This is a genomic window from Sinomicrobium endophyticum (genome assembly GCF_052983315.1).
In genome coordinates this window covers 1-25,184 of record NZ_JBRKIS010000065.1, presented here as the reverse complement: position 1 = coordinate 25,184, position 25,184 = coordinate 1, and the positions used below count along the sequence as shown (strand labels likewise).

General features: G+C 40.9%; 20 protein-coding genes. 11 read left to right on the top strand and 9 right to left on the bottom strand.

The window, feature by feature from the left end; all coding sequences use genetic code 11:
* On the top strand, positions 1 to 1,410 hold a 1,410-nt coding region (locus ACVBDU_RS22510; RefSeq protein ID WP_447179359.1), incomplete at its 5' end, for an IS4 family transposase.
* A 204-nt stretch (positions 1,411 to 1,614) separates the two neighbouring features.
* Here ACVBDU_RS22510 and ACVBDU_RS22505 read toward each other — a convergent pair.
* The 3 genes from ACVBDU_RS22505 to ACVBDU_RS22495 form a co-directional block, all read right to left on the bottom strand.
* A complete protein-coding gene (locus ACVBDU_RS22505) occupies positions 1,615 to 2,127 on the bottom strand; it encodes a hydrolase (RefSeq protein WP_447181921.1) in 513 nt (170 codons plus the stop codon).
* An 82-nt stretch (positions 2,128 to 2,209) separates the two neighbouring features.
* Positions 2,210 to 3,094 (bottom strand): alpha/beta hydrolase family protein, encoded by an 885-nt coding sequence (locus ACVBDU_RS22500; protein ID WP_447181920.1) that lies wholly within the window; start codon positions 3,092 to 3,094, stop codon positions 2,210 to 2,212.
* A gap of 335 nt (positions 3,095 to 3,429) precedes the next feature.
* The gene (locus ACVBDU_RS22495) at positions 3,430 to 4,197 is read right to left on the bottom strand and encodes an MBL fold metallo-hydrolase (RefSeq protein ID WP_447181919.1); all 768 of its coding nucleotides are present in this window, start codon (positions 4,195 to 4,197) and stop codon (positions 3,430 to 3,432) included.
* A 211-nt stretch (positions 4,198 to 4,408) separates the two neighbouring features.
* Between ACVBDU_RS22495 and ACVBDU_RS22490 the strand changes: the two genes are divergently transcribed.
* The 8 genes from ACVBDU_RS22490 (at position 4,409) to ACVBDU_RS22455 (ending at position 12,701) form a co-directional block, all read left to right on the top strand.
* On the top strand, positions 4,409 to 5,875 hold the full coding sequence (locus ACVBDU_RS22490; protein WP_447181918.1) for a TonB-dependent receptor: 1,467 nt from the start codon (positions 4,409 to 4,411) through the stop codon (positions 5,873 to 5,875).
* 27 nt (positions 5,876 to 5,902) lie between these two features.
* Positions 5,903 to 6,916 carry a dipeptide epimerase gene (locus tag ACVBDU_RS22485; protein ID WP_447181917.1) on the top strand — a complete coding sequence of 338 codons (1,014 nt, stop codon included), beginning with the start codon at positions 5,903 to 5,905 and terminating at the stop codon, positions 6,914 to 6,916.
* A complete protein-coding gene (locus tag ACVBDU_RS22480) occupies positions 6,916 to 7,962 on the top strand; it encodes an aminotransferase class I/II-fold pyridoxal phosphate-dependent enzyme (protein ID WP_447181916.1) in 1,047 nt (348 codons plus the stop codon). Before ACVBDU_RS22485 ends, ACVBDU_RS22480 begins: the two co-directional genes overlap by 1 nt.
* Before the next feature lie 1,065 nt (positions 7,963 to 9,027).
* Entirely contained in the window at positions 9,028 to 9,210 is a 183-nt protein-coding gene (locus ACVBDU_RS22475) for a hypothetical protein (RefSeq protein ID WP_447181915.1), read from the top strand.
* A 33-nt stretch (positions 9,211 to 9,243) separates the two neighbouring features.
* A complete protein-coding gene (locus ACVBDU_RS22470) occupies positions 9,244 to 10,158 on the top strand; it encodes a helix-turn-helix transcriptional regulator (protein ID WP_447181914.1) in 915 nt (304 codons plus the stop codon).
* 573 nt (positions 10,159 to 10,731) lie between these two features.
* Positions 10,732 to 11,208, top strand: coding sequence for a MauE/DoxX family redox-associated membrane protein (locus ACVBDU_RS22465; RefSeq protein WP_447181913.1), 477 nt, complete (start codon positions 10,732 to 10,734; stop codon positions 11,206 to 11,208).
* A 28-nt stretch (positions 11,209 to 11,236) separates the two neighbouring features.
* Complete coding sequence (locus ACVBDU_RS22460; RefSeq protein WP_447181912.1) at positions 11,237 to 12,337, top strand: hypothetical protein; 1,101 nt, start codon at positions 11,237 to 11,239, stop codon at positions 12,335 to 12,337.
* A 73-nt stretch (positions 12,338 to 12,410) separates the two neighbouring features.
* Entirely contained in the window at positions 12,411 to 12,701 is a 291-nt protein-coding gene (locus ACVBDU_RS22455; RefSeq protein ID WP_447181911.1) for a DUF6520 family protein, read from the top strand.
* Between the two features lie 329 nt (positions 12,702 to 13,030).
* Here the strand turns inward: ACVBDU_RS22455 and ACVBDU_RS22450 are convergent, their stop codons facing one another.
* From ACVBDU_RS22450 to ACVBDU_RS22430, 5 genes are all read right to left on the bottom strand, one after another.
* Positions 13,031 to 15,862 carry a M16 family metallopeptidase gene (locus ACVBDU_RS22450; protein ID WP_447181910.1) on the bottom strand — a complete coding sequence of 944 codons (2,832 nt, stop codon included), beginning with the start codon at positions 15,860 to 15,862 and terminating at the stop codon, positions 13,031 to 13,033.
* Positions 15,863 to 15,885: 23 nt separating this feature from the next.
* Positions 15,886 to 17,286, bottom strand: a complete 1,401-nt coding sequence (locus ACVBDU_RS22445; RefSeq protein ID WP_447181909.1) for a RagB/SusD family nutrient uptake outer membrane protein — start codon at positions 17,284 to 17,286, stop codon at positions 15,886 to 15,888.
* Between the two features lie 12 nt (positions 17,287 to 17,298).
* A complete protein-coding gene (locus ACVBDU_RS22440; RefSeq protein ID WP_447181908.1) occupies positions 17,299 to 20,631 on the bottom strand; it encodes a SusC/RagA family TonB-linked outer membrane protein in 3,333 nt (1,110 codons plus the stop codon).
* Between the two features lie 254 nt (positions 20,632 to 20,885).
* Positions 20,886 to 22,076 carry a FecR family protein gene (locus ACVBDU_RS22435; protein ID WP_447181907.1) on the bottom strand — a complete coding sequence of 397 codons (1,191 nt, stop codon included), beginning with the start codon at positions 22,074 to 22,076 and terminating at the stop codon, positions 20,886 to 20,888.
* 211 nt (positions 22,077 to 22,287) lie between these two features.
* Positions 22,288 to 22,908 carry an RNA polymerase sigma factor gene (locus ACVBDU_RS22430; RefSeq protein WP_447181906.1) on the bottom strand — a complete coding sequence of 207 codons (621 nt, stop codon included), beginning with the start codon at positions 22,906 to 22,908 and terminating at the stop codon, positions 22,288 to 22,290.
* 1,087 nt (positions 22,909 to 23,995) lie between these two features.
* Between ACVBDU_RS22430 and ACVBDU_RS22425 the strand changes: the two genes are divergently transcribed.
* Positions 23,996 to 24,343, top strand: coding sequence for a hypothetical protein (locus tag ACVBDU_RS22425; protein ID WP_447181905.1), 348 nt, complete (start codon positions 23,996 to 23,998; stop codon positions 24,341 to 24,343).
* Between the two features lie 227 nt (positions 24,344 to 24,570).
* Here ACVBDU_RS22425 and ACVBDU_RS22420 read toward each other — a convergent pair whose 3' ends face one another.
* Positions 24,571 to 24,798: a hypothetical protein gene (locus tag ACVBDU_RS22420; RefSeq protein WP_447181904.1), complete on the bottom strand. Its 228-nt coding sequence runs from the start codon at positions 24,796 to 24,798 to the stop codon at positions 24,571 to 24,573.
* Positions 24,799 to 24,983: 185 nt separating this feature from the next.
* On the opposite strand from ACVBDU_RS22420, the gene ACVBDU_RS22415 reads away from it, so the two are divergent.
* Positions 24,984 to 25,154: a hypothetical protein gene (locus tag ACVBDU_RS22415; RefSeq protein WP_447181903.1), complete on the top strand. Its 171-nt coding sequence runs from the start codon at positions 24,984 to 24,986 to the stop codon at positions 25,152 to 25,154.
* The last annotated feature ends 30 nt before the right edge of the window (positions 25,155 to 25,184 follow it).

Genomic DNA, 25,184 nt, shown 5'->3' with positions numbered 1-25,184 from the left:
ACGGATCAAGGAACACATAGATTTCACCGATCATTTGCCAGACAAACGATTGGTAAAAAGGGGGCTACCTTATTAAGCTCCATACTCATAAGTAAAAGCAGCACTATACGTCGTATTTCCAGGGATTATGCAGAGCAACGTGCCAACTATAGATTTTTAAACAACCCAAGAGTGGAAGAACAATCGCTTATATCGGAATGCACCTCTCGCGTAAAAGAGTTAAGTAGAGACCGTGATCTTTTGGTGATCCAGGATGATACGGAATTCAATTTGTCCAAGCATTCCGGGCGATTACAGCCCCGTACAGGCCTTGGCCCCATAAGGAATACTAAGAGTATTGGTTTTTTTCTTCATCCTAGTTTGGTTCTGGATGCCACTATGCTTACTCCTATTGGTTTTTCCCATATCGATATATGGCACCGGGAAGAAGACAACGGAACTCGCCACAGCCGGCAATATCACAAGCTTCCCATAGAAGAGAAAGAATCTTTTAAATGGATTCGATCCAGTGAAGCTTCCAAAGAGAATCTGGCCTATGCAAGATCTATTACGATCATCCAGGATAGGGAAGGTGATATTTATGAGCAATTTGCCAGGATACCGGATACCAAAACTCATCTGTTGGTTCGGGCAGGTTATAACCGTAATATCAAAACGGACACCGAAAAGGTATTTGACCATTTGGCGCAACAAGAGGTTCAGGCGGTTTACACGGTTACCGTAGAAGAAGATTTACATAAAAACAGAAAGGGGCGGGAAGCAAAAATGGAACTCAAGTATAAACAGGTCGAGATTCAACGTCCCAAAAGGGCAGACAAAGCTGCTCCTAAAACACTAAAACTCTACATAGTAGAAGCCAAAGAATCCCAACATACCACACCCAAAGGAGAAGACCCCATTTGTTGGAGACTGTGGACTACTCATACTGTAGAAACCGCCGAACAAGCACAGATCATTGTTGCATGGTATAGCAGTCGCTGGTTCATAGAACAGGTCTTCAGGCTAATGAAAAAGAAAGGGTTTGCTTTAGAGGATAGCGAATTGGAAACCGGATGGGCCATACGCAAACTGGCCATAATGATATTACAAGGGGTTTTGAAATTGTGTCAAATGATGATCGCCTATGGAAAAGAAGAGAGTCAAGCTATAGCTGAAGTATTCGAGGATACAGAAGTAAAGTGTTTGGGAAAACTCAATGAAAAATTACAGGGAAATACCCTTAAAACAAAAAATCCATACCCCAGGGATCAATTAAGTTGGGCCACATGGATTATTGCTCGGTTAGGAGGATGGAATGGTTATAAATCCGAAAGACCACCTGGTCCAATAACCCTAAAAAATGGATTAGACGAATTTAACTCCATTTTTAAAGGATGGTCATTGCTAAATGGAGATGTGTACACACGGTAGTTCAGATGAAGAGGGGTGGACCGCTTGCGGGACGGGGAGTTTTGACCAGCCCGAACTTTGGCGTATACACCCAAACATTTGCGCTGATCCTATGGCCCGGGATGTCAAATCCTCCCCCTGTTGCTGCACTCGGGTACCTCCCTCCTCCTTCGGCGGACAAGATTCATCACAAGGGAGGAGCCTTTTGGGTTTTTTCTTCCCTATTTACTCCGTCTTGTAAAGCAAATGGTCTGTCAGGGTAAAGTTAATTCCGAGATCTTTTTTGAGTTCATACCGGATAAAGAGTTCTCCCCAGTACTTTCCATCCGAAAAATCGGCGATGATCCATCGATGATTGAGCACCTTGATCTTATTGATTTTCATCGGGCCGTCCATGCCGGCATAAGGAACTAACGGGTTATCTCCCCCGGATTCGTTGGTTTCCAAAAGTTTATCCGCGATGTACTGTGACGGATTTTCCAGTGAAAATTCGTCCAGCGCAGATAATGCCTCTTCGTTGTTTTCCAGTGAAAAATACTGAAGGTCCAGTTTATCCAGAAGAATTGTACGGGAAGAATCACGTATCATTTCTCCTTCTTCCTTCAGTTTCTCTATCTCCGTTTCCATCTCTTTAATCCTGTTCTCTTTGGATTCCAGCATTTTCCCGGAGTTTACATAGAGGAACAAAGCCATGAGTATGGCAAACACGAAGAGATACATAAATATCCTGTTTTTCATCAGCTTTACAGTTAGTTATCCGGCACCCGTGGTTCCAAGCACGAATTTGCTTTTCCCACCCGGCCGGTATTGTTTTTACTCATTAATTATCCCGAGGTAGTTCACTATTCCCGGTTTTACTTTTTTCACTTTCCATATCTTCGAGCAACAGGTTCCAGAAGAGACTTTTGTTTTTACTTCTGAATATTCCGAAGTGGCCTATTTTTTCCAATCCGAAACCGGCCGGAACGAGATGTCGTCTTACTATCCCGGTATTTTCGTATTTCCGGGCCAGCCAATGTACAGCTTCTTCAGGAGCATAACTGTCATCCTCTATGCTATACGCAAACAGTTTTCCCCGGATCTTATGAAAAAACAGCGATCCTTCCTCATAATGTCCGAAAAGATAATCGGGGGTTACACACCATTTTCTCCATTCCCGGACCATCCCTTTCGGAAGGTCTTCCATCACCCCTAGTTTTTTACCCGGGAAATATCCGAAAATCTTTGTAACTACGGGAAACAAAAAATACCAGTTCAGGAGCATCCGCAATCTTCCGGCACCTTTCCAGAATTTCCAGTACCCGTTCTGGGCGGCTACAAGCAGTATCCGGCCGGCCAGAACCGAGGAAGGAGCGAGTCCTATTAATTGCCCTCCTATACTGTGCCCTATCAGGACCAGGTTTGTTCCCGGGTATTTTTTTCCAGCAAAACGGATAACTTCCTCCAGGTCGTTCTTAGCCCAGGCCGTAGCCGAAGTGCGAAAGTTTTGTAAGGAACCTTGCCGCGACTCCCCTATGCCCCCATAATCAAAAGTAAAGACGGCATAGCCGTTATTCCGGAGGAAATCGGCAAACTTAAAGTAATACGATTGTTTTACCCCGGTGGCCGGAACTATGACTACAACTCCTTTCGGATGAACTGCACATGCAAATTCTTTTGCGACAATGGTATATCCCGCCGGGGTGGGAAGTTCCCGTGAATCCATTTCCGGTTCCTGTATTTTATTATCCTGTTTTTTCAAAGTTGTGAATTCCTCTTATCCCGTTTACCGGGAAATATCCGGGGTATTAGTATATCACGAAATTCAATCCGGATAGATTTCCCTTCCTACCCCTAAAAGGCAATATCATTTAGTTAAGCAGGTTTATTCATTTCTCATAATCTTTTTACTTCCTTGTTTACTCCCTACCAGGCTCCCCTCTTCATCCCGATAATTATCGGGAGAAGAGGGGTGGACCGCTTGCGGGACGGGGAGTTTTGACCAGCCCGGACTTGGGCGTATATACCCAAATATTTGCGATAATCCCAGGGCCCCGAGTATTAAATTTCCACTTCCAGATTATCGTAAGCCAGAAACACGTTTTCCGGCAATGACCTTTCGACCTCTTCGTGGAATCCCAGCAAATGACTGATATGTGTAAAATAAGCTCTCCCCGGCTTTATTTTTTCGACCATTTTCAGTGCTTCCTCCAGGTTCAGATGCGACGGATGCGCCTTAATACGCAATGCATTAATGACCAGAACCTTTACTCCTTCAACTTTGCGGATTTCCTCTTCGGTTATGGTTTTTACATCGGTGAGGTAAGCAAAATCACCAAAGCGATAGCCGAAAACCTGTAATCGGTTGTGCATCACATTAACCGGGACCACTTTCATTTTACCCAGGGTTACGGGACGCTTATTTACAACCTCAAATTCCTTTACCCCGGGAGCGCCCGGGTATTTATCTTTACCATTTACAAAAATATACGGAAATCTCTGTCTCAGTTCCCCGAGGACCCTCTGGTGTGCATAAATGGGTATATCTCCCTGGCGGAAGAAAAACGGGCGTATATCATCGAGTCCCATCGTATGATCGGCATGCTCGTGCGTAAAAAGGATACCGTCTATCCGCGAAACCCCGGCCCGGAGCATCTGTTGCCGGAAATCCGGACCGCAATCCACCACGTAACGATAATCGTCCCACTCCACCAAAACAGAAACCCGGAGGCGTTTATCTTTGGGGTCATTGCTGAGGCATACCGGGTGGTCACTACCTATTACAGGAATTCCCTGTGAAGTACCTGTCCCTAAAAATGTAATTTTCAAACCTGTTCTTTTTGGTTCATTTCTAAACTTTCCACTTGCATTCTGCAAAATGCTAAGTTACATAAAAAACCTTGTCCAAAAATCGATTGCAAAATCCGAAAGCCCGGTTTTATATGATGATCGTGTAATTTTTCGTTCGGAATTTTATAATTTATTTACCGTAAAACTTAACGAATATTTTTAACTTTGTTCCAAATAAAACGCACACCAGATGACAATTGTTTTAAAGGGCGACAGGCAGATCGAAAATGTACCTTCTACAAAGTCGAAGACACTGAGGATTAATCTGAACGAAGACATTTACGGAACTTTTGCAGAAATAGGAGCCGGCCAGGAAACCGTCCGGAATTTTTTCAGGGCCGGGGGGGCTTCCGGAACTATTGCCAAAGCCATGAGTGCTTATGACAAGGATTTCAGCGATTCCATATATGGCCTGGAAGAAGATGGCAGGTATGTTACTCAATCGCGTCTGAAGAAAATGCTGGATCACGAAACCCGACTGGTGGAAGAGCGTATTTCCAGAAAAAAACATCCCAATAAAATTTTCTTTACCTACGCCAATACCGTAGCTACCATAGATTTCACCAAAAAATACAAAGGCCATGGCTGGGTTGGTATCCGGTTCCAGGCAGATCCGAAGGAAAATTACAACGAGATCATCCTTCACATACGATTTCACCAGACAGACCCGCGGCTACAACAAGAAACTCTTGGTGTTCTGGGAGTTAACCTTATCTACGGCGCTTACTACAAGCACGACAAGCCCAAAAAACTGCTTAAATATCTCTACGACAATATTGAAAAAGACACCCTGGAGATCGATATGATCAATTTTTCCGGGCCGAGATTTGCAAAAGTAGACAACAGGCTGATGAGCCTTCAACTGTTGAAAAACGAAATGACCGAGGCCGTAATGTTCGGACCCGACGGTAACAATATACTCCCCGCTGCCCTGCTTTATAAAAAGAACATACTGGGACTTCGCGGTAGTTACCGCCCGGTGACCAAAGTGAACATGACCATGTACAAAAGGGCATACGAAATGTTTATCAAGGAAAACAAGGTGGACCCTAAAAAAACGGAAGTCATTTTTGAAATAACCCTGTCCAACCTGCGTGCCGAGGGAGAAATTGACGAACAGGACTTTATGGACCGGGCAGAACTGCTCTGTTCCCTCGGGCAAACCGTAATGATATCCAACTTCCAGGAATATTACAAACTGGTGGAATACTTCTCCCGGTATACCAAATACCGCATGGGACTTTCCATGGGTGTGAGCAACCTGGTAGATGTATTTGATGAGAAATACTACCGTCACTTGAGCGGAGGTATCCTGGAAGCTTTCGGTAAATTGTTTTTCAAAGACCTGAGAGTATACCTGTACCCGATGAAAGAACCGAAAACCGGGGAAATCATAACCAGTGATACCCTGAAGGTACATCCCAGAATGAAAGAACTGTACAAGTTCTTTAAATTCAATGGCAAAGTGGTGGATATTACGGACTTTGACCCCAATACGCTCGATATTTATTCGAGAGAAGTACTGAAAATGATAGCCCAAAGCAAGGAAGGCTGGGAAGATATGCTCCCCGAAGGAGTGGCCGACCTCATCAAGGAAAAGCATTTATTCGGTTATGAATCAGAGAAAAACACGGAGGAATACGAGATAAACAACTAAAATACACCACCTGTTTAACATGGCATCATGCAAACGGAACTGAAAAAATACCAACTGGAACTAAAACACACTTTCAGTATCTCCAGGGAATCCCGTGATTTTCAGGATTCGCTTATTGTTTGTTTATCCCTGAATGGAAAAACGGGTTACGGTGAAGCTACATCCAACCCGTATTACCATATTACCACAGATTCCATGATCCATGAGATCCGGGCCATAGAAGACCGCATTGCCGGATTTGACCTTTCTTCTCCCGAAACTTTTCACGATTTTCTCGTCAAAGAAGGACTGAGCAATTTTTCCATATGCGCCCTGGACCTGGCAGCAAATGATCTTTACGGTAAGTTGCAGGGCAAACCCCTGCACGAGATATGGGGCTACAACACGGAAAAATACCCGATAACCAACTACACTATTGGTATCGCCACTATAGAAAAAATGGTGGAGAAAATGGAAGAAAAACCATGGCCTTTATATAAAATAAAACTGGGTACCAATCATGATGTAGCCATTGTAAAGGCACTTCGTGAGCATACGGATGCCACCTTCCGGGTAGATGCCAACTGCGCCTGGACACCGGAAGAAACCATTGAAAATTCGTATAAACTCAAAGAACTGGGGGTAGAATTTATTGAACAACCGCTTAAAGCAGATGACCGGGAAGGCATGAAAATAGTCATGGCGGGATCTGCCCTGCCGGTCATTGCGGATGAGAGTTGTATTGTGGAAAGCGATGTGGAAAAGTGTAAAGACCTTTTTCACGGTATCAATATAAAACTTACCAAATGCGGCGGTCTCACCCCTGCCCGCAGGATGATAGAAAAAGCGAAGTCATCGGGACTGAAAGTCATGGTGGGTTGTATGACCGAATCCACGGTCGGAATCTCAGCCATTGCTCAATTACTCCCGCAACTGGACTATGTAGATATGGACGGGGCCATGCTCCTGAAAAGCGATATAGCTACCGGGGTTGTTATTGAGGCCAACGGAAAAATAATCTTCCCGGAAGAACCCGGATCGGGAATAGCCCTCATAGCGTAATGTTCACTACGGACTCCTTTCCGGGCCGACTGGTATTTTCCGAAGGGAAAAGCTATCGCTATTTCGGGGGGACCGCGTATCTCGGCCTGGCTACCTTGCCGGATTTCCAGGAAATTTTTATACGTAATATTCGCAAATACGGTACGGGTTATGCAGCATCCCGTAAAGCCAATATCCGTATCTCCATCTATGAAAAGGCGGAAGCTGTGATGGCAGACTTAATCGGTAGTGAAGCCGTTCTATCCGTATCTTCGGGCTTTTTGGCCGGACAACTGGCACTACAGGCTTTTAAAGGGGAAGAATATGCTTTTTTCAGCACGGCAGATACCCATCCCGCACTATCTCATCCGCATACCACTATATCTGGTTCTACAGAAAAACTTTTGAAAGACGTTAAAGCATTTGCTTCGTCTTACCCGGATAAGAGTGCTGTGGTTTTGTGCGATTCGATTACTTTAAAAAACAATCTTTATGAAAACCGTTGGTATGAGCAGCTCCCCCTCTCCCGTACCGTATTTATTGCCGATGATTCACACGGTCTCGGTATCCTGGGAGATCACGGCGAAGGGATTTACAGAAAACTGCGAAAAGTACCGTTTCAGGAACTCGTGGTTTGCGGCTCCATAAGTAAAGGTTTCGGTGTACAGGCAGGAACCGTATGTTCTTCTGACCAGGTCATCGGGAAACTATGGGATCTCCCGTTTTTTGCCGGGGCCAGTCCGGCTTCACCGGCAGCTATGGCCACATTTACAGAGGCCATACCTCTGTATGATATACAACGGAAAAAACTGCAAAGCCATATAAAAATGTTTGATCGTTCCGTTTCCGGTACGGATATTTTCAATCACATCAACGGGCACCCGGCATACACTTATAATGACGAAGCCCTTACCCGCTATTTACTGGATAAGGGATTCGTCACCACTTCTTTTCACTACCCGAATACATCCTCTCCCCTGGTACAGCGTATTGTACTTTCTGCTTATCATACGGAGGAGGATATATCCATCTTAGGAAAACATATTCTAAAGTTTTACGGAAACTAAACTACCGGATCGTTAACCCGGGGCAAACGCATTAAAAAAAACTATAACTGCAGCCTGGAACTCCGGTGGCTTCGATACATCCCGAACGGAGTTCGGGACACTCAGCCACCTCGCTTTGTTCTTTGTTTCAAGCCTGGAACCTGGAGCTTGTAACAAAGAAATAACCCCTCCAACTCCATCCCGATATATCGGAACTCCTCAAACCCGAACGATAACACTCTTACCGCTCACCAATTATCGCTCCATTCTTCACCCTCCATACTCCGTGCTTCACGCTTCATGCTCCATGCTTCATGCTCTCTCCCCTCCAACCCCGATCACCCGAAGGGGTTCGGTTAGCGACTAAACCAAACCGGTTCGGCGTATACACATTCCCTTAAATGACGATCAATCGGCACCGGCCGGGTGAGTTTTATATATTGGCTTATCCATGATGTGCAACGGGCTGCGAAATCAAAGACATGCACAGAGCGCGGTTACAATCCGGATACGAGTTCCGTACTTCAAAAAAACAGGCCGTTTAATTCTTCATCCTTCTTGTAAGTATCGGAAGGTCATGAAGCATCCTCTCCTCCATAATAAACCGGAGCGTCTTTATTTTTTAACAATAGTAAAACACTATACTCTCCACAGCTATCCATAGGTTAAAAAGTCTATCGAAAAAAATATCTATAAAAATCGCCTGATTACGGATTCTCGTAATGTAATCACATATTTCCATTGTAACTTTAAATTTTGTTTATTGTTTGGCGGATCAAGAATTTAACCGAAACGAAAGTAAAAATCCCTCTGAGATAAGTAATAATCCCTTAGAGATAAGCTTTTATAAGGCCGAATTAGTAATTTTCAACTTTAACTTCCTCTGCGGAGTTAGTTTTCCTGGTCGTGGGCATAGCCCAAGTATCTTTATGATAGATTTGCCCACGGCCATTTTTATTTAAGAAAATGTTCTTGTAGGGTATCCCGTTCTAATGATCTCTACCTGCCAACATTGCGAGCGTTATTTGCCACGCTAAAGGGCAAAATGTTATAGGATAACCCTTTTAAGCACAATTCTACAATGACATGGAACAAGGCCCTATTCTTATCCGTACAGGGTTTCTGCCGGACGATCTTCCGAACATACGGTATGTGAATCCGGGAACAGCCTTCCGGCAATTGTCCGTACCATATAACAATATAAATCCTGCCCCTACCCAAGGCCGGAAGACCACCTCCATAACCCCAGAGGAATTCCCCAACCTTTAATGCTACATCCAAACCACCTAAACCTACCTTCTTATGTTATTTTCCTTTAATGAAAAACAATGGTATTACATCTCTTATATATTAAGTATGATGTTTTCCGGCAATTTTGATTATCGTCTGAAGCTTTCCGCGAAGAACAATATCTTTAATGATCTTATCAAGATCATAAACCATATGTCACAGCTTATGGCCTTAAAGACCACCGGACAGGAAGGCACGCTTCTCTCTAATGATCTCTATGGTACCATGGCCTTTGTGCTGGACGATGCCTTCTGTATTCTAAAAGCTAACCAGAATGTAGATTTGCACCTTTCCAGGTTTCCGGATAAATTACCCGGAACCCCATTTGCCACACTGCTTTCGCAGCGCAACCAGACCTCCTGGGAATACACCCAACTACAACTTCCTGAAGGTACCCGTTTTCTTTTTACGAATTTGATCTATAGTGTTAACGCCCATGGCGAGCTTCCTTCCCTTTCCTTTTTTTTCCGGTCTCCGGATGATGGATTACTATACCTCACTTCCCATAAACACTCCTTGATCGAGGAAATTCTCGATGAGAAACTCTCCCTGGCCATGAAGGAGGTGGATGATCATATACCTATTCCCCGCAAAACGCAGAACAGCGAAGAAGAACTTATCCATAAAATAGCTACCTACATCCGGGAGCACCTGGAGGAGCCCTGGTCGTCTGTAAAAGGGCTTGCTTCGAAATTTGGTATCAACGAAAAAAAACTGAAACTCGGTTTTCATAAATGGTACAACACCTCTGTCTACCACTATTATATAAATGTGAGAATGGAAGTGGCCATGAAACTTCTTAAAACCACCGACAAATCTATCCAGGAAATAGCCTATAGGACCGGGTATAAAGTCCTGTCCAGTTTCTACCGCTCTTTTAAACAACATTTTGGTTGTACCCCCGGAGAAATACAAGGCAAAAAGTAAGTTCTCTAAATATCATGTTATTTCGCTTAAACACCTCAAAAATGAACGTTATTAGCAAAAACAGCCCGAAATGTCCCGGAATTAAGAATAAAAAGTACGGAATTGCGAATAAAATAGTTCGGAATTAGGAAAGATTACATTCTTTGTTTCCAGAACTTTACCCTAGTTAAAAATCCGATAGCCACGATTAAAATGAAGAAAAGAAGATTTTTGACACATTAGGGTTACTTATTGAGGTGCAGGGATTCAAAGAACAGAGGATACCAGGATACTTTGAATCCCGTACTTCAACAGTAAACTACCGGACCCGGAATCCGTAAGTTCTTATAACAGATTGAAAGTATCTTTTACCACGGATGCACGAATGGTTTTAAAAAATACCCCCTGTAAATAATCCGTGAATTCGTGGCGAAAATTAAAACTAACCAACCTATATATATTGTTTTGGGAGTATGGGAGTTGACGCGTTGTTTGGGGTTTTAAATAACAAATAGTATAAGTAAGTACAATAACGCAAAGGCTCCCGACTCCAAAACTAAGAACTATAAAGAACAACCTAAATCTACCCAAAAGATGAAAAATGTTACTTTAATTATACCCCGTTTTGTGCTGCGACACCGAAATGTATTCATAGAAATCATCTGCTTTCTCTTTATTATCCTGTTTTTATACGCTGCTACCACCAAATTAATGGATTATGAAAAATTCCGTGTACAAATCGGGCAATCACCAATTCTTATTTCCATAGGTGCCTGGATAGCCTGGTTTATACCTGTAACAGAGTTAATTATAGCTGGTATGCTCGTGGTTTCTCGCTTTAGGGAAATAGCTCTCTACGCTTCATTTAGTTTAATGACCATGTTTACCGCTTATATCTATATTATACTTCATTATAGTCCTTTTGTTCCATGCTCTTGCGGTGGTATCCTTGAAAAAATGGGTTGGGAAGAACATTTGGTTTTTAATATCATCTTTGTACTCCTGGCCCTAATAGGGATTCTTATCCTGTCTCAAAAATCAGTCGTTTCTTTAAAACCAACAAGTAAATAGTTAGCGCTAAATCACAATTAATTGTAAAATGAAAAATGCTATTTTTAAAATATCGCTTTGTTTTGTTCTTAGTATAGTAGTAGTAGCCGGACTATTTGCCTGGTCTCTTCAAAAGACTCATGAAGACAATGGTTTTTACAGGTTGTTACCTCCACACCCGGTAACAAAATCCAAAGCCATAGACATAAAATATAATACTTACTATTTTGCAGGAGCAGACCAGGACACTGTATATCTTAGTAACTATACCGCCCCCTTGCACCTATTGAAAGTGAGTCTTCTGGACCTGGATACCACCCATATACAACTGCACGTAGAGAGAGAAGACACCATAAGATTTAGAAGGGATAACCGGATTAAAATTCTTCCTCCCTATTTTTATTATATGGATGGAATAGCCCCAAAGATTATGAGAGGGAAATTAAACCAATGGTATGCCAGCCCGTTTATGTATGACAGTGCTTTTTTCAATGACGCAATTCCTTTTGGGGCAAAATCCATAGCCCTGAAAACTGTGAGTTCTAAAACCGGGGAGCGTACTCTGGGAATGCAATGGGATATTCCTCCACATATCCGGCTAAACCCCGAAATACTGGAAAAGCAAATAGACGGTACTTTTTGCACTGATGGGCAGTTGCTCCACAACCAGGAACGTGCCGAGCTGGTATACATATACTACTACCGCAACCAATTTATGGTTATGGATACTACCATGCAACTCCGCTACCGGGGCAGGACCATAGACACTATATCCCAAGTACGTATTAAGCCTGACTCCTATAGTAAGGGACAAGTAAAAAAACTGGCCTCTCCTTCCTATATGGTTAATCAGGGGGCATATAGTAAAGGGGCATATCTATATGTTATGGCTACCGGAATGGCAAAAAACGACAGTAAGGCTACATTTGAGAGAACATCTACGTTTGATGTATACAGTATGGACAACGGCACTTATGTACTAAGTTTTCAATTGCAGCCCTATGAAAACCATAAAATATCCAAGTTTATGGTAACTGATAATTATTTTGTGGCCATACACGGCTCCCATCTGGTCTTTTATAACATTTACCAGGAGGCATTTCTCAAAAGCACCAATAATAAAGAATACCAAAGTATTTTATCGCGATAGAAACAGGAATGCAAGCCCGAACACCTGTAGAAAAAAGTAGGGCAAAAAGTTAAACCAATTAAATTTTAAAACAATGAAAAAGTTTAAAATCATTTTGCCTTCTTTGGCTTTCGTTTTTGCCATAGCGTTTTCCTTCGCTTCAGTAAAGAGTGTTGATAGCTATGCTCCGTTCTTCATACAATATCCGGATGCCTGTGTTTCCGATGACGTACCTTGTAGTGAGACTGGTAACTTTACCTGTACAGTCCTTTCAACACAGCATGGTATCTTAGGGGTATATGAGCAACAAGATCTTGGTAATCCTACGCTCTGCCAAATAGAGGTCAGAAATATCACGCAAGACCCCGTTAAACAAGTTGATTAAGTGAATATTAATTTTAGAGGCTGCCCGGAAAATTTCGGGTAGTCTCTTTTTTCAATGCTCAGATATTACTATGGCTTAAAAAAGATAATCAGTATCTGCAAAATAATTCAAAATTAGTAGTGATGCATTAATTTTCGGTTACCCCTTGTAAAGTACTAATACAACTACCTTTAAGCCTGTTTTTTGTTTTTTTGATTTGATTTTGTCTCTGTGAACTTTGTGTGAAAACCTTTGTGCTCTCCGTGGTTAAATATCAACCATAAAGTACACTAAGCAGGCCTGTTATTAGAATTTAACGCATTAGTAATAATTCAAAATATAAATTCTTATTACCGGCCTATACTTTTGTCCATATCTTTCCCAAAGACTACGAATTCAAAATAATGTTTATCTGTAAGATATGCATTAATCAAATCTTTGATATCCTGCCTTGATATCTGTTCCAACATCTCAATCGCGGGAGGAAGCCTTTTGCTATCAGGGCTCTTATACATATTGACCAAATGCCTATTGACGGAATAGTTATTATTTCTTTCAAAAAACGAACTTAAAGAACGTTTTGCTGCGTCCATGTCTCCTTCGGACAAACCTTCTCCTTTTAATATTTCAATCACTTCTTTGGCTGCCTCAATCAGCGTATTTACCATTTTCTCGTTGCACTTAAACTCGACACTCATCTTAAAGGCATTCAAGTCGTTATACAATTCATATCCCAAAGCCGGTGCATAAACGTTAGATTGAAATTCTTTATAACGTAATCGTTCATGCATCTTTACTTGTAAGATACGATGCAAAATCATCATGCCAATATCTTCTTTTATACTGTATGTAAATTCCCCGGCAAAAACCAGCCGTAGGTGGGCTCCTAAACTGTTATTATCTCTTACTTTATAAGACTTTGGGCCCTTGGGTATAGCTGCAAAGGATGTTTCTTTTTTTCCTAACTTTGGTGATTGTGCACTGGCAGGTAAAGTACGTAAATAACCGTTTATTAAAGGAATCACTTTATCCATATCAAAATTACCTGTGACAACAAAAGTAAACCCACTTAAATCGGTAAACTGTTCTTTATAAAATTCATATGCCTTTTCAAGCGTTATATCGTTTATATCTTTATCTGTAGGTGTAGGGTAGTTCAAACGATTTTCCAGGATTACGTCTAACGAATCTTTTGCCATATATTTGGCTGGTTTTATAGAATTTTTCAAGCGTTGCTTTTCATGTCTTTTCCAATCTTCAAAAGCCAGTACATTTTTATTAGGCTTGGTAAGATACTGGTATATAAGTTCCATCATATCTCTAAAATTTTCCGATTTCCCCTCTGCTTTAATACTGATGGCATCATGGCTAACATTAGGAAAAACCTGTATATTTCGATTCTGAACGTATTCAATTAAATCAAACTTGTTGTATTCATTTACTCCACTATGTCTCACAATATCTGCAGCGAGTAGTGCCGAAAAATAATCTGCTCCTTCATACAGCAAAGCCCCTCCGGGTTTAAACCCCTTTATTAAAATTTTATCTTCGTTAGTTTCCTGAGGTCCAAGTGATTTTAAAACTACTTTTACGCCATTAATCAGGGTTACTTCCGTAAGCCCCAGATCGGGGATTAGTCTTTTCTTATAATCTGCTTTATACAGAAGTATTTCACCCCGATCTGATATTTCCTTAATATTCTTGTGCCCGGTTGCTTCCGATATCTCAAGCGGCATGTCCCAGGCGGCCTTAACCCATTCGTAAACCTCTTCCTTTTTTATGTTCCTGGAAATATTATCTGATGTTACAAGTACTATGTCCATAGCTGTTTTTCGGTTAAACAACTCCGCAAATTTTTTCATCACCTGACCTTGGTCTATCTGGGTTAACAAATGTGGCAGCATGCCAGGCTTATCAAAGAGAAAGGCTTTATTCCATAAAAAATTGTCATTACAGTTCTCCATTATACCTTGTGCATCCTGTCTTTGAATACGTACAAGTTGCTGCTTTACTTTTTCTATAGCTTTATTAAATTCTATACTTGTAAAACCATCTTTTTCGATTTGACGAAGGGTCATAATACTATTTTGCAATCCCAATTTGATATCATCTGTACTCCACATTTTATGATGGATACTAAACGAAGGGGGATATCGATGATTGTTGGGAATAATAGATGATACAGGTGCATTATATCTCATTATATTTTCTAAAAGTCTATCTTTAACCAAGGCAAAGACCACATCCCGGGTTAAGTAATTCTGAAAATCTGTTTTGGAAATTAAATGCCTATATGGCTCATGGCGGAAATAAAGTCTGAGTTCAGGAGAGCGCAAAATCTCTTGTCCATCCACCTTTAGAAAATTATTTTCCCGCGTTTGATAGGCTATTTCATGATCCCAAAAACCTGGACTATTTTCTTTAGACGGCTTTAAATCCGAAAAGGTTTTCTTTAAATCCTTAATAACTTCATTTACCCTCATATCCATATTGCCTACAATAAATATCCCCATATTCTCAGGGATGTACCATTTCTTGTAATACGTTTCTATGTCCTGACCTTTATACCCCTTTAACTTATGGTCCAACTGGGTCATACTTGTAATGTAGCCTCTATACACATCGCCATTCAATACAAGAGAAGAACCAGAAGAAGGTTGTCCGCCGTTTAAAAGTTCTCCTCTTACTTCACTTTTAACCTGCTCTGTAATATGATCAGTAAACTCCAGGTTACCCATGATATCCCGAAACCATCTCAACCCTGCGTTAAAAGCCTTTTGATCACCTTTTGGAAAATTAAACCGATATAGAGTTTCAATACTTGTTGCTCCCGAAATGTCACTACGTATCATATTGAATTTTCCTACAAAATTTCTAAGCCCATTGGGATAAGTCGGGGTTTCCACAAAAGGAATATGTTCTATAAGATGAGAAAACTCCAGTTCTTGTTCACTGTCTGTAAAGACCCCGGCCTTTACTGCCAGATTCATCTTAACCTTTTCTTCTTTTAAATTTGAATCCTGGTAAATATAATAGGTTACCCCGTTATCCAATTTACCATAAGTAAGGCCCGGGGGAAATGGCAAGGTATCCAGTAACCCTATGTTTTCCCAGTTCTGTGAAACCACCAATAAGGGGCAGCTTAGTAAGAAAATCGCATATATTAATCCTGTTCGTTTCATTTTTTTATTTTTCATTTTGTGTATTAATTATATCCTATATTCTGATTAAGATTAGGGTTTTTCTCTAATTCACTTTGGGGTATTGGAAAAAGGAAATTTTTGGAAACCCAATCCCCATGAGATATGTTTTCCGTAGCAGTCCCTGTTCGTATAAGGTCAAACCAACGGTGGCCCCACTCGGTAAAAAGTTCCCGTTGCCGTTCTTTTTGGATTTCCACTAATAAACCGGGTTGGGAAACGGAAGATTGGTTATCCGAAAGCAAGTCTATCCCCGCTCTGCCGCGGATAACATCCAAATCTGTAATGGCATCCTGCAATCTATTTTGTTGTGCCCGGGCTTCCGCCCGTATCAGGTAGGCTTCGGCAAAACGCAACACCATGGAGTATTCCGTTGGATTGCCGGTGGATGTCTGTACTTTATACTTATAGGGGAAGTACCAGGTATCAGTATCAGAACTGTAAGAGCCAATCCAGTTCGTTAACCTTTTATCCGCAGGGTCAAAAGCAGCTAATAATTCTTCATTAAGTGCATAATACGCTGGTGAATTTACCAGTATAAATCGATTCCCTTCGCGGGTATTTCCCTGTAATACAGGCTTAATCTGCCACAGGGCTTCATTACTGTCTGCTAAAAAAACAGCATCTAAATCTTCTTCTATTTCATAAAGAGAGTTTTGTAAGATTACTTCGGTGCTCCATCGTTCTGCTTGTTCCCATTGCTCCAAATAGAGAAACACTCTACTCAATAATAACTGGGCTGCTCCTTTATTGGGACGTGTCCGGTCTTCTTCATAAGTATGGTCTAAACTCTCAATAGCTTCCTTCAAATCTTCTATAACCTGCTGATAAACTACTTCCCTGTTGTTTTGCGTAGCAGTTCCGTTGACCCGATAATCTGTGGTAGCTACCAAAGGAACATATCCAAAAAGGTTAACGAGATAAAAATGTGTAAAAGCCCGGATGAATTTAGCCTCTCCAATCCATCTTTGTCTTAACTCTGGTATTATGGCATCCGCATAAGGTTGTTGAAGTCCTTCTATAATAGAATTTGCCGTATAAATAGTATTATAGGATGATGCCCATACATTTAACACAAAAGTGTTATCCACATTGACTATCCCGGAATCAAACTCATCAAGAAATATTGCTATGGACAAGATACTGTAACTGTTCAATTCGTTGGCAGATAAGCCACATATAGCTGTTATGGAATATTCACCACCATTAGAAAATTGGGTCGGAACCTGAAAAAGATTAAAATAGAGACCATCCATAGCTGCACGGGCCGTTTCTTCGGATGCAAAAACATCTTCCCGTACCAATTGATTACCCGGCAGGTCTTCTTCGATAAAATCTGCACAAGAAACAATAAGAAATGGTATTACTGTCACCAACCATGTAATATATTGATATTTGATCCTCATAATTTCTAATAATTAAAATTGAAGTTGAAGTCCCATAGTTATAACCCGTAGGGAAGGCAGTACATTTCCTCCAGGAAATTGTGGGTCTAATCCTTTATACCGGGTCCAGGTAAACAGGTTTTGCCCATGAACGTAGAGCCTGCAAGATGACAAACCTGATTTTTGGATGTAAACAGAAGGAATCTCATAGGATAGAGAAACAGTTCTTAACCGGACAAAGGAACTTTCGGAAGAAACCCCATAATCACTTTGTCTTGCCAAACTGTAGTTAGTGAAATTCAGAAAAGATTGTGTATAACGTTGCACGGCACTGCTACTTCCTGGTCCTTCCCAACGATTTAGTACGGCAGCACTAACATTTCTTTTACTGAATCCGGGAGGTAATACGTTATTTGCAAATATATTAGATGGTCCATATTGCCTAATAAACTCCAATAAAAAATCCAGTCGAATGCCTTTAAATGATAAATTATTTTGCAGACCTCCATAATACTGCCTACCCATGTCCTGAATTATGATCTGGTCATCTAAATTATAATTGCCATCCATATTCACATCTTCCACTTCATATAAACCCGTGTCCGGGTTAATTCCTTTGTACCTATACAATCTACTGATATTAAGTGGTTCTCCTACCACATATTGGGTAGCATAAGAAGTCTGTTCTATATTTGGAAATGCTATTAGCTTATTTCTGGGAAAAGTGATATTAAAATGAGTTTGCCAGTTAAAACTTTTACTTTGAATGTTCTTCGTGCTCGCTACTATTTCCCACCCTGTATTTTGCACTGTTGCAGGAAGGTTTGCCTGTACGGAAGTAAATCCGGTAACTACTGATAGTGGATAACCTACTAATTGATTGGATGACCGGTTACGATACCAGCTGGTTTCAAGATGTAAACGGTCTTTAAAAAGTCCTAATTCCAGTGCTGCTTCCAGTTTTTTGTTAACCTCCCACCCATAATCCGGGTTAAATAAACTAATAGGGTTCAAACCGCCTTGCTGGTTAACCTGATAGGCATCATAAAATCCGTAATCCGGTATTTGGTCACTTCCCGTAGTACCATAACTCCCCCGTAGCTTACCAAAGTTTATTACCGGGATATGTTTTTGTATAAAACTTTCTTCACTGAAAATCCAGGCTGCTCCTATAGCCCAGAAATTTTCAAATTGTCGGCCCGGACCAAAACGGGAAGAACCATCTCTACGCCCTGTAAGGTTAATAAAATATTTTTTGGCCCAATTACCTCCTATTCTTCCAAACACAGCACTATAGGCATATTTTATCTCCGACTGGGAAGAAACATTTACCCTATCCGCGGCTTCCAGATTTCCTATAAAGCGTTCATCGGAATAGCCATGCCCCGAAATCATTAGTATATCATTACTACTTTTTTGAAAAGTAGAGCCTACCAATACATCCATATCCAGTTGAGAGCGTGAGAGAGAATAGTTGAGTTGTGGTTCTATAATCCAGGAATCCCTGTTGGTAGTTCGTTGCGAAAAGGAATTAACCCTACTGGCTTGTATAGCCGGGTCATGACTACTTACCGGGTCTTTTTGGCCTTCCTTTATATCCTGTTTAGTATAACCCAAATTGATTTTGACATCCAAATGCCTAAGGATTTCATAGCTTACAGACGAATTCACGATAAGATTATTGGTTGAAATCCTTTGAGAGCGTTTTAATCCTGCCAATGGATTATTCCAAGTAGAGTTTTCCCAATTAAGCTCACCATCCTCGGTAAATAAAGTGGGAGCATTTGGTGCTAATGTTAATGCTGTTTGTACTAAATTTCCACCTAAAAAAAGATTATTCCTATCAATACCATAATTTACCATCATGGTGGCCCGAAGTCTATTATTGGAAGAAGTATGATTCAGGTTTATAAAACCGGTTAGCTTTTGATAATCGAAATCTCCTGGAAATACTGTTCCTTCTTTATGATATGCGCCTCCAAACCTAAAGGATGTATTTTCGGTCCCTCCGGATAAAGCTACTTGCACATCAGTTATATCCGAGGTTCCTCCAAAAAGTTCCTTTTGCCAATCGGTATAGCGGTTTTGGTCCCACACTAATAAATCCTGATCTGCAAACTGCGATGATTCTGCACCATCATTAGCAAATGCTTCTCGCCGCATTTCCAGATACTGCTCCATATTCAGCAATTTCATTCTATTGGACACTTTCCCTATACCAGAGTAGGCATCTATGCTAAGGATTGTTTTTTGAGCACCTTTTACTCCGCTCTTCGTTGTAATTAAAACCACACCGTTAGCGCCACGGGAACCATAAATTGCGGTTGCATCGGCATCCTTTAAAACCTCAATACTCTCAATATTAGAAAGGTTTAAGGTATTAAGAGGGTCTATTGCCTGAACTGACTGTTGCCCTCCTCCTAAATGTTGTATAGGACTGGAATTTACTGGTACACCATCAATTATGAATAATGGTAAATTTCCATTGTCGTTAGTTGTATTTCGTAAACTGTTTCGGCCCCTAATTTGAATACTTGCCGCGGTCCCTGGAACCCCATTAGGCTTATTTATTTCTACCCCAGCCATACGGCCTTGTAAGGCTTCCAAAGGGTTCACTATGGGTTGTAATTCTATTTCTTCGGAAGTCACTTTGACTATACTTCCTGTCCTTTCTCTATCTTTAACTTTATAATACCCCGCATTAACCTCCACCTCCTGCAAAGCAGTAACATCATCCTCCATTTGTACATCAATGATTTCCTGGCTCTCTACCGATCTTTCCACGGTTTTAAATCCTATAAAAGAAAAAGTAAGAACATCGCTCTCCAGTACGGTAATATTGTATTTCCCATCCGGATCCGACATGGTGCCCCTGTTGCTCCCTTTAACAATAATATTCACTCCTGCCAGGGGTTCTCTATCGGAACTGGTAATGGTACCACTAACTTCAACCTGCTGTTGTTCTTCCCGTATATTTTTTTGGTTTGGGGAAACCTTCTTTTTTGGGGGAGACGTAAGAATAATTTGTTTGTCAATAACCTCATAATGTAATGAGGTTTCTTTAAAAAGGGCCTGTAAGATATCTTTAATGTGTTTTTTCCTGGCCCGGATACTTACCACCCGGTTTATATTGGAATCGGTTTTACTGTAAATAAACCGGTATTCAGAAATCTCTTCTATTTCCTCCATCACTTCCAGCACGGAAACGGCATGCATATCCAGGGAGAGTTTGGTCTTCTGGGCATATCCGCTGTCGGCGTGTATCTGGAACAGCGTTACGAAGAAAAACAGCAACGAGAATTTCATCTTAAGGTCCATTTTCGGAAAAGAGACATGCCTTTCCCATGCGTTCCTAATATTTTTCATAATTTTGTTTCGGATTTTTGTTTGTAACGACTTAAATCTCTTTATGACATCGGAGGGTGTGTGGAGCATACTCCGATGTTTTTTCCCTAGTCTTCTTTCCCGTATTTTTTGGCAAAAGGAATCCAGGCAATAAAAATGGTTTTATTGTTTCACAGGCCATTGTATTTAATTAGACTTCCGTGTTGGTCTCTTTAAGGTAAGTTGTTTGGACCTTGGGGTGTATATTTCAAATAATTTCCGGAATGATCCGGATTTTATTCCGGGGTAACTGTAATGTGATCGTCCTGTATAGTGTAATTAAAAGGAGTATATTTTTGTAATAACTCCAGGATTTGTACCAGGGATTCATCTCTGAAGGTGGCGGTCAGGGTTTTGTCGCCCAGGTCGGTATACCGGTTATCTATCTGCACGTTAAAACGGCGTTCCAGCTTTTTAAAGATCTGTTCGAACCGATCTTCCATAAAATAGAGTTCTCCCCGGGTCCAGGCGGTGTATTTTTCAATCTTCACTTCTTCTATGTCAATACTCCCGTTTTGAAAAACCGCGCGTTGCCCCGGTGTGATGGTTAGCAGGTATTCGCTTTTATCTTTTCCGGGCTGGTACACCCCTACACTTCCTTCCATCAACACGGTATAAGTGTTGCTCTCATTTTTATAACTGGTGACATTAAACTTAGTGCCATACACCCGGGTGTTCATTTCTTCGGTGACTACGGTAAAGGGACGGGCTTCGTCTTTTTCCACCTCAAAAAAGGCTTCGCCATCCAGGAAGACATCCCGGGGGGTCCCGGGTAAAAATTTCACGGGATATCGTAAACTGGACCCGGCATTTAAAAAAACATGAGAACCGTCAGACAATACTAACTCAAATCTTTTACCGTAAGGCACAGTCAACTGGTTGTATACCAAGTCTTCGTTTTCCGTACCGGCATTTTTATCATAGACCAATACGTTCCTTTCCTGGCTGACCACCCTGTCCCCTTTTTCCGTAGTTATTATTTTCGAGGATGTTTCATCCATAACCTGTATGGAGCCATCCTGTAATTGCAGGGTTACCTGCGGTGTATTCTCTTCCGGGATCTGTTTGTGTAATACGCCGGATTTAAAAACTCCCAAAGCAATGGCTGCAACACCGAAAAAGCCTATTGCTATTTTCCATAAAGGATTATCCCTACCCCCATATACCTTTCCCGAATCTATGTGTTTTCGGAGATTTTGAAGGTTCACATTATAAATAGCTTTGCGATCATTTTCGGAAAGTTGGTTTCCTGTATTTCCCAATAAATAAACCATTTTACTAGCCCTGGATATGGTATCTTTTTTATTGGGATTATCAGCCAGGAATTTTTCCCAAAAACTTAAGGCTTCTTCATCCGGGTCCAATATCCATTTCTGGAAATATTCGTCCTGGCAAAAATCTTTTGTTTTATATTTTTTATACTTCATTGTTTATAAAGTTAAAGATTGCGGGGTAGCAATAAGCACTTTATTAATAAGAGCAAAAAAATGATTTTTGTCTGGAAAAAAAATTGATTTTTTTTCAAAAAGCCGTAAATGCTGTATTAAACAGGGAAGGAATTATAGTGATTTTCCCAATTGTCGCAACAATTTTGAAGAGGAAGTAAGCTTTAAAGGAAGAAAAGCTGTATTAATGTATTCAAAGTAGTTTTTTTAAAGATATATAAAGTATATCCAAGGCGCGCGACATATGATAGTAGACATTCTTTTTATGCATCCCCGTCACTTTAGCTATTTCTTTATAACTCAAATGTTCATAAAACATAAGATGGATAATTTCCCGATGCTTTTTATTGAGTTTGTTAAGAGCAAGTTCCAATTCTTTTTGTTCCAATTCGAATTGCTCATTTGCTATCATGGTTATTTCAGACGAAGGCGTACTATCCATATACACGTTATCATCTGATTCCACCAGGGACAACAATTTTCCTTTCTTGCCTGCCTTTCTCAAAATTTTTCTTCGAATGCTCTTAAAAAGGTATGACTTAATTGATTTTACTTTTCCAAGTTTCTCCCTACGGTCCCACAATTCTTCAAACAAGTCCTGGATTGAATCTTTAACAAGATCCCTATCTGTTGCCAGTTTTAGACCATAGTTATATAGCCGGGCAAAATTTTGAGCATAGATCTCCTCAAAGGCAACCTGGTCGCCCCCCTGAAATTTCAACCAGAGTTCGGTATCGGAAATTTCATTGGAGTTTGTGTCATGTTCTTTTGCTCCCTCAAACAAGTTGTCTCCTATCGTCAGATCTGCATTCATACTACCACCATTTTACGAGTGGACCGAAATCCACGGTTAATAATATAAACCACAGCAGGCACAGGGAGTATGGGTAAGAACAGGAATTTAGAGAAGTATACAGTATGCATATCCAAACAGAGCAAAACATACTATGCCACCATGAGGTAATGCCCACAAAATGGACACACCACAATGGCAGGGGTGTCTGCAAAGCAGCTTTAATTGTGACTTAACCTCTTCCGTACAAAGGTGTCGTCCGGTTATACATCTAATTTTGGGAAAGGGAGTAGTTTTCCTTAGTCTGACGCCCATGTCAGTTGATTCCCGATTATTGTGAAAACTTTGTTTAAAGAGGGCCTAAAAAGGCCCGTTGGCTTAGGGTTACGGAATATTCAAAGTTTTCACAATTATTCAGGTTGTTTGTCTTGAATACACTCAAAGTTAATAATAAAATCTCATATTTTAATAACTATAATATAAGATTGTGATAATGTATGTAATACACCATAATTTTACAAATTATTGATTACAAATACATTAATATCACAAAAAGGCCATAAAAAATAATTCGTAAATAATTATGGATTTCCATATTTTACAGGTTTTACATCGAAAAACACTATGAAAAACGGGCTTTTTTATAAGGGAGATTCTTCCAAGTCTCCCGTTTCAGCCCCGGAACGCAAGGCTGCCCCTCCTTGCTGTTCCGTATTTACCCGGTAACATTGTTATATTAATGCTCCATGTACTGTGAAATTTTTTAAGTAGAGTGATAAAAAAACCCAAAGAAAAAATTGGGCGTGGAACTCTACTTATCGCATTAGAGGTACTGGTATACCCTGTGTACAGATAAGAGAGCCCACGCCCGGGTCGTGAGCAAACTTACTTATCCTCTCGTACACATAAAAATTACCAGTTTTCCAATGCGAGATTCAAAGCAATTGCTTCTAATATTTTCTATTCGAAGAATTGCAAAATTAATATATAAACGGATAACACAAACATTGGTCATCCATTTAATAGCGATCAAATATACAAAAAATACACATAATTACACAAAAGTGTTTACTTTTTTACACAATTTCTTTTTAACATTTACGGTTGCATGTCGAAAAAGAAAATACATAGGGGAGAGGTACTTAAAAAAGCCGTTAAAAATTCAGGGATCGCCATTAAAGTTGTAGCTGAAAAGGCCGGATATTCCAGGTCTGCTTATTACAAGCATATTGAGATGGAAGATTTATCTCTTCATATCCTGCTAAAGTATGGTAAAGGTCTGGAATTTGATTTCTCCCAGTTCATTCCGGAGATAAACAGCATTGATGATAAAGAAATGGGACACCCTGTCACATATAAAGAGGCTTTAAACCAGATTCACCTGGTAAAGGAAAAATATTATTCATTACTTGAAAAGTACAATAATCTCCTGGAAGAAAGAGATAAGGAGAGATGAATATTTGAAATATCCGAGAGAGCAATTAATCAACTGCGTCGGGGCAAGCCCATGACTCAAACCTGTAACCATATTCAGGCATGCCCAAACCTCCAACCTCCAACAAAAAAATAATCCCCCAACTCCATCCCTATATATATCGGGACTCCTCAAACCCAACTATAAGACTCTTACCCCTTACCAATTATCGCTCCATCCTTCGTGCTTCGTGCTCCGTGCTCCATGCTTCACCCCCCCAAAAAACCGATCACCGGAAAGGGAACCATCAGCGATAACAACGGAATCCATAATAAGCAAAGCCTTTCTCCATCTATATCCATGGCAAAACCAAACCTGTTGCCCCGATTTAATGCCCGGAAAACGGCCATTAAAGCAATCCCTTTGACGCCGGAAGTAGTTGGTTTAGCGGCTAAACCATTCCCTTTAGCCGCTAAACAGGTTGCTTTTGATGTCATACCCAACTGCTTTGACGGTAAACCGGACTACGTTGACCGCTAACCGGGTTACTTCTGATGTCCTACCCAACTACTTCAGCGGCAAACCGGGTTACGTTGACCGCTAACGGGTTTGCTTATGATGTCATACCCAACTACTTCAGCGGCGAACCGGGTTACGTCAACCGCTAACCGGGTTGCTTCTGATGTCATACCCAACTACTTTGACGGTAAACCGGGTTACGTTAACCGCTAACCGGGTTGCTTCTGATGTCATAACCAACTGCTTTGACGGTAAACCGGGTTACGTCAACCGCTCAAGGGAATGGGTTTACGGTGCCATGAATCCCTTTAACGGTAAAAGGGAAAGGGAATGAATGCGTAAGCAATTGGGTTAGCGGTTAACC

Coding starts and splice junctions, on each gene's coding strand:
- ACVBDU_RS22505 (WP_447181921.1), bottom strand. CDS start 2,127: ATGAAAAACAGGATATTTATGTATCTCTTCGTGTTTGCCATACTCATG.
- ACVBDU_RS22500 (WP_447181920.1), bottom strand. CDS start 3,094: ATGGATTCACGGGAACTTCCCACCCCGGCGGGATATACCATTGTCGCA.
- ACVBDU_RS22490 (WP_447181918.1), top strand. CDS start 4,409: ATGACAATTGTTTTAAAGGGCGACAGGCAGATCGAAAATGTACCTTCT.
- ACVBDU_RS22485 (WP_447181917.1), top strand. CDS start 5,903: ATGCAAACGGAACTGAAAAAATACCAACTGGAACTAAAACACACTTTC.
- ACVBDU_RS22480 (WP_447181916.1), top strand. CDS start 6,916: ATGTTCACTACGGACTCCTTTCCGGGCCGACTGGTATTTTCCGAAGGG.
- ACVBDU_RS22475 (WP_447181915.1), top strand. CDS start 9,028: ATGGAACAAGGCCCTATTCTTATCCGTACAGGGTTTCTGCCGGACGAT.
- ACVBDU_RS22470 (WP_447181914.1), top strand. CDS start 9,244: ATGTTATTTTCCTTTAATGAAAAACAATGGTATTACATCTCTTATATA.
- ACVBDU_RS22465 (WP_447181913.1), top strand. CDS start 10,732: ATGAAAAATGTTACTTTAATTATACCCCGTTTTGTGCTGCGACACCGA.
- ACVBDU_RS22460 (WP_447181912.1), top strand. CDS start 11,237: ATGAAAAATGCTATTTTTAAAATATCGCTTTGTTTTGTTCTTAGTATA.
- ACVBDU_RS22455 (WP_447181911.1), top strand. CDS start 12,411: ATGAAAAAGTTTAAAATCATTTTGCCTTCTTTGGCTTTCGTTTTTGCC.
- ACVBDU_RS22450 (WP_447181910.1), bottom strand. CDS start 15,862: ATGAAACGAACAGGATTAATATATGCGATTTTCTTACTAAGCTGCCCC.
- ACVBDU_RS22445 (WP_447181909.1), bottom strand. CDS start 17,286: ATGAGGATCAAATATCAATATATTACATGGTTGGTGACAGTAATACCA.
- ACVBDU_RS22440 (WP_447181908.1), bottom strand. CDS start 20,631: ATGAAAAATATTAGGAACGCATGGGAAAGGCATGTCTCTTTTCCGAAA.
- ACVBDU_RS22435 (WP_447181907.1), bottom strand. CDS start 22,076: ATGAAGTATAAAAAATATAAAACAAAAGATTTTTGCCAGGACGAATAT.
- ACVBDU_RS22430 (WP_447181906.1), bottom strand. CDS start 22,908: ATGAATGCAGATCTGACGATAGGAGACAACTTGTTTGAGGGAGCAAAA.
- ACVBDU_RS22425 (WP_447181905.1), top strand. CDS start 23,996: ATGTCGAAAAAGAAAATACATAGGGGAGAGGTACTTAAAAAAGCCGTT.
- ACVBDU_RS22420 (WP_447181904.1), bottom strand. CDS start 24,798: ATGACATCAAAAGCAACCTGTTTAGCGGCTAAAGGGAATGGTTTAGCC.
- ACVBDU_RS22415 (WP_447181903.1), top strand. CDS start 24,984: ATGTCATACCCAACTACTTTGACGGTAAACCGGGTTACGTTAACCGCT.